Origin of the sequence: Acinetobacter sp. UBA5934 (assembly GCF_002430855.1) — a bacterium.
Lineage (GTDB): Bacteria > Pseudomonadota > Gammaproteobacteria > Pseudomonadales > Moraxellaceae > Acinetobacter.
On the sequence record NZ_DJDC01000115.1, the window covers coordinates 1 to 4,874 of the forward strand.

5 protein-coding genes are annotated in these 4,874 nt (G+C 39.8%); 1 reads left to right on the forward strand and 4 read right to left on the reverse strand.

What is annotated here, in order from left to right:
* The first annotated feature begins 94 nt into the window (after positions 1–94).
* Entirely contained in the window at positions 95–601 is a 507-nt protein-coding gene (locus B2Y23_RS08050) for a copper resistance protein NlpE (RefSeq protein ID WP_291370094.1), read from the forward strand.
* Between the two features lie 70 nt (positions 602–671).
* On the opposite strand, the gene groL is transcribed toward B2Y23_RS08050, so the two are convergent.
* From groL to B2Y23_RS08070, 4 genes are all read right to left on the reverse strand, one after another.
* On the reverse strand, positions 672–2,306 hold the full coding sequence (groL, locus tag B2Y23_RS08055) for a chaperonin GroEL (protein WP_291356213.1): 1,635 nt from the start codon (positions 2,304–2,306) through the stop codon (positions 672–674).
* Between the two features lie 71 nt (positions 2,307–2,377).
* A complete protein-coding gene (locus tag B2Y23_RS08060; protein WP_067729023.1) occupies positions 2,378–2,668 on the reverse strand; it encodes a co-chaperone GroES in 291 nt (96 codons plus the stop codon).
* Between the two features lie 182 nt (positions 2,669–2,850).
* Positions 2,851–3,624: a metallophosphoesterase family protein gene (locus B2Y23_RS08065; RefSeq protein WP_291370097.1), complete on the reverse strand. Its 774-nt coding sequence runs from the start codon at positions 3,622–3,624 to the stop codon at positions 2,851–2,853.
* The gene (locus B2Y23_RS08070; protein WP_291370099.1) at positions 3,605–4,543 is read right to left on the reverse strand and encodes a diacylglycerol/lipid kinase family protein; all 939 of its coding nucleotides are present in this window, start codon (positions 4,541–4,543) and stop codon (positions 3,605–3,607) included. Before B2Y23_RS08070 ends, B2Y23_RS08065 begins: the two co-directional genes overlap by 20 nt.
* Positions 4,544–4,874: the final 331 nt, after the last annotated feature.

A 4,874-nucleotide genomic window follows, 5' to 3' on the forward strand; every position in this document is an offset into this window, starting at 1 on the left:
ATTAAAAGTATGAGCTATCAATATACAGAGAGATCTTGATAGCTCATACTTTTAATGTAAATCCTAGAACAGAAGAACAAGAGGATGATCTTCAATGAAAAAAATACTATGGCCTACTTTACTGGTAGTAACGGTTACTAGTTTAAGTGCATGTTCTAAACAAAATGACCGCGATATAGCCGGCGCAGATACTCAATCTAATACTACAAATGCTCCTGTTACTACAGAGACTATAAATAGTCAAAGCAATATGAGTACCGAGATGACCAGTAAAGCTACTGTCAACTCAAACTGGGTAGGTGAATATGAAGGTGTTTTCCCATGTGCTGACTGCGAAGGGATTAAAGTTGAACTAGATCTTAATCCTGACAAAACTTATGAATTGAGTGAGGAATATTTAGGTAAAACTGGAAATAATGAAACTGAAACCAAAGGCAGCCTCACTTTCGATCCTCAACAACCCTCTATTATCCTCCTAGATGGAAAAGCTGAAAACCGGAAGTTTTATGTAGGTGATAATTTCGTTGAAGCTCGTGATATCGAAACAGGTAAGGAAATACAGAGTAATCTGAATTATAAATTAGTCAAAAAATCACCTTAATCATTTTCTAACTTAATAAAAAATCCCCGCAAAAGCGGGGATTTTTTACATCATATGATCGAACGATGAATTACATCATACCGCCCATACCACCCATGCCGCCCATGTCAGGCATTGCAGGTTTATCTTCTGGGATGTCTGTAATCATGCATTCAGTTGTTAACATTAAAGCAGCAACAGAAGCAGCGTGTTCAAGTGCAGAACGCGTTACTTTTGCAGGGTCAAGGATACCCATTTCAAGCATATCGCCATATTCACCCGTTGCAGCGTTATAACCGAAGTTACCTTCGCCATTTTTCACAGCGTTAATTACAACTGAAGGCTCATCGCCTGCATTAGCTACGATTTGACGAAGTGGAGCTTCAATCGCACGACGTAAAATGTTGATACCGACATTTTGGTCATCGTTTGCACCAGTTACACCGTTAAGCGCAGAAGCTGCACGTACAAGCGCAACACCACCACCTGCAACTACGCCTTCTTCAACCGCAGCGCGAGTTGCATGAAGTGCATCGTCAACACGGTCTTTTTTCTCTTTCATTGCAACTTCAGTTGCTGCACCGATTTTGATCACTGCAACACCGCCTGCCAATTTAGCAACGCGTTCTTGAAGTTTTTCTTTGTCGTATTCAGAAGTTGATTCTTCAATTTGCGCACGGATCTGTTGAACGCGATCTGCAATTTGAGCAGCATCACCAGCACCATCAACCAGTACTGTGTTTTCTTTAGAAACAGTCACTTTATGTGCTGTACCTAAGTGCTCTAGAGTCGCTTGTTCAAGTGACATGCCAATTTCTTCAGAAATAACAGTACCACCAGTCAAGATTGCGATATCTTGAAGCATTGCTTTACGGCGGTCACCAAAACCAGGAGCTTTAACAGCACATACTTTAATGATGCCGCGCATGTTGTTCACGACAAGTGTAGCCAGTGCTTCGCCTTCAACATCTTCAGCAATGATAAGCAGTGGTTTACCTGTTTTAGCAACTGCTTCAAGCACAGTAATCAATTCACGGATGTTGCTGATTTTTTTATCAACAAGCAGGATGAACGGATTTTCAAGTTCGGCAGTCAAGGTATCTTGCTTGTTCGCGAAGTACGGGCTGATATAACCACGGTCAAACTGCATACCTTCAACAACGTCCAAAGCATCTTCAAAGCCTGAACCTTCTTCAACAGTGATCACGCCTTCTTTGCCCACTTTTTCCATGGCTTGCGCAATCAGTTTACCTACGGTTTCGTCAGAGTTTGCAGAGATTGAACCCACTTGTTCAATCGCTTTAGTATCAGACGCAGGTTTCGCAGTAGCTTTAATGTTTTCAACTACAGCACGAACCGCAAGATCGATACCACGTTTCAAGTCCATTGGGTTCATACCCGCAGTTACTGACTTGATGCCTTCGTTCAAAATTGCTTGAGCAAGTACAGTTGCAGTTGTTGTACCGTCACCTGCGATATCATTGGTTTTTGAAGATACTTCACGAACCAGTTGAGCACCCATGTTCTCAAATTTGTCTGCCAGTGAAATTTCTTTCGCTACAGTGACACCATCTTTAGTAATGTGCGGCGCACCGAAAGAACGGTCGATTACAACGTTACGGCCTTTAGGACCTAAAGTTACTTTTACCGCATCTGCAAGTACGTTTACGCCTGCAATCATTTTGCTGCGAGCTGAATCACCAAATTTTACGTCTTTAGCTGACATGATTTACTCCAAATATTTTTAATTTTCAAGAATCTATATAAAGAATCAGGTCTGAATTTTCTGGCTCAGAATTAAGCTTCAAGCACAGCTAAAATGTCAGACTCTTTCATAATAAGAAGTTCTTCACCGTCTACTTTCACAGTTGTACCTGCATAAGTACCGAACAATACTTTGTCGCCAACTTTTACGTCTAACGCACGTACACCGTTATCAGTGATTTGACCATTACCTACTGCAATGATTTCACCTTGAGCAGGTTTCTCAGCAGCAGAACCTGGAAGTAAAATACCGCCAGCAGTTTTAGTTTCTTCTTCAACGCGACGAATAACTACGCGATCATGTAATGGACGAATGTTGCTCATTGGAAACTCCATCAGACTAAGTCTTTTATAGTGAAGTAATGATGACTTTGTTATTCCCTCGGTCATCATCAAATAATTTCGATGACACTTTTGTGGGGATGGAAAAAAACGCTTCAAGGGGCAAGCAAAAAAAAAGTCCTGTTTTTTGTATTTTTTTTATTCAACTATACGTCTTTCTTCATTTAATCAGCATTTTCTTCTTTTAATACAAATTCTTTTTGCTGACGATTAAAATAATAATGTTCTACATCGGCATTGCCATAGATCAGATTAAAACTGTTGGGTAAGCCACGATGTAAGCGGTAAGAAATTGCTGTTCCAGCATGAATGTCCAGCACAGGATGGGCTGCCCCCAAGTGATAAATCTGGTTCAGGTCATATACGGCCGATTGATGCAGATGACCATGCAACAGGCCGTTTAAACCACTCTGACTCCAGGATTCTAAAGCCATACGTCCCAGCATTGGACAATCCTTGATGCCATGTGCATTATTCGGAGGCGTATAAAATGGCTGGTGCGCAACGATAAGTTTGATTTTATCCTTAGGCGCCATCATCAGCCTTTGATCAATTTGCTGAATTTGCTCCAGGGAAATGTGCCCTCGGGTATGATAACGCCGCCTTATACTATTCACGCCAATCAGATAAAAATGCGCAGTTTCTAATACGGTTTCCATATGACCGAAGAAAATTTTATAGCGGGTAAAAGGAGTGAATATTCGGTTCCAAACATGATACAGCGGAATATCATGATTCCCCGGCACCACCAGATAAGGCAGGTTTAAACTTTCCAAAAACTGTTTGCAATCATAAAACTGCTTATAACGGGCGCGTTGAGTTAAATCCCCACTAACTACTACAGCCTCCAAAGGATGTTGCTGACAAAATAAACGGATTGCAGCCATGCAGGCCGGCTTTTCCGTACCAAAATGCAAATCAGACAGATGTAGAATCATAAGGAACCATTATTTTTAATGCATGCTTACGGACGGAAATATGAAGTGGCGGCTGCATTTCCACGATTTCGCCATCCAGAGCAAGTGTGAGCTTTTTGGCTTTGGAATGGATTTGAACATTTTCGGCGGAAAAGCTGTATACATCTGGCGCATGATCGAGATTGCCCCGAATCAACTGCAATAAGATTTTAAATAACGTGCGTTTATCACTTTTTGCCACCACAACGCCGGCTACTTTTCCCAATTCAACACTTTTGGCAATACGTAAATTCATCTCTGCAAGTTGCAATTGATTATTGCCAAAAAAAATCAGCGGGGTTTTGACCGGATATTTTTTACCATCAATTTCTACTTCAAGTTTCAGCTCTTTGCGGTCGCGAATCATCACATCTAATGCTGACGTATAGGCATGCAAAGCCAGGCGGCCAAAACGCCGGTTATAGATTTCACGCCTTTGGATGAATAAAGGATAAAGCCCCAAACTGGCATTATTTAAATAGATATGATCATTAATTTGAGCCACATGCACTTTCCGAACCTGTCCCTTGGCAATGACTTCAGCAGCTTTTAACAGATCAAGCGGAATATGCAGTAAGCGGGCCACATAATTAAAGGTTCCCAATGGGAAGATCCCCATTGGGATTTCGGTATCCATCAGTTTGGTTGCAACCGTATTTAAGGTGCCGTCCCCACCAGCAGCCACCACAATGCCAATTTCTTCAGCTTCTAGATGGCGCGCAATTATTTTGTCCATAAACCTGTTAAAATCTGTTTCGGCACTGATTTCAAATGCTTGAATTTCATAACCATAAGCGGTTAAATTTGTCATAAGTTGTTCATAGATTTCATCTTTATTGGCGGCATGAAATCCTGATTTTTCATTATAGATAAGAGACAAAGGCTTTAAAGGAACTGACATTTTCTCTACTTTTTTGAAGCAATTGCTCTAATTTTGTCCAAATTATCAACAAATGAAAGACTCTTTATGTAAAATTTGAATGACCAGCATTTATTAAATCAATAATAAGACTCATCAAAATAATATGAGTAAGATATTGTTTATAAAAATAATAAATTAAATAAATATTACTCATAAATTTAATAAATGAATGAATCACAAAACCTATTAAACTTTAACTTGTTGTTTTTTATTAATTAAAAATAAAAACATAGAATATTCCAATCTAATTCAGGCACTTCTTTAGTCTTATTTTTTTTATGATTTTATGCTTTAATACAGCCACTTTTTT

What these genes read in the sequence shown, in the direction of transcription:
- B2Y23_RS08050 (WP_291370094.1), top strand. Translation starts at nt 95, where the DNA reads ATGAAAAAAATACTATGGCCTACTTTACTGGTAGTAACGGTTACTAGT.
- groL (WP_291356213.1), bottom strand. Translation starts at nt 2,306, where the DNA reads ATGTCAGCTAAAGACGTAAAATTTGGTGATTCAGCTCGCAGCAAAATG.
- B2Y23_RS08060 (WP_067729023.1), bottom strand. Translation starts at nt 2,668, where the DNA reads ATGAGCAACATTCGTCCATTACATGATCGCGTAGTTATTCGTCGCGTT.
- B2Y23_RS08065 (WP_291370097.1), bottom strand. Translation starts at nt 3,624, where the DNA reads ATGATTCTACATCTGTCTGATTTGCATTTTGGTACGGAAAAGCCGGCC.
- B2Y23_RS08070 (WP_291370099.1), bottom strand. Translation starts at nt 4,543, where the DNA reads ATGTCAGTTCCTTTAAAGCCTTTGTCTCTTATCTATAATGAAAAATCA.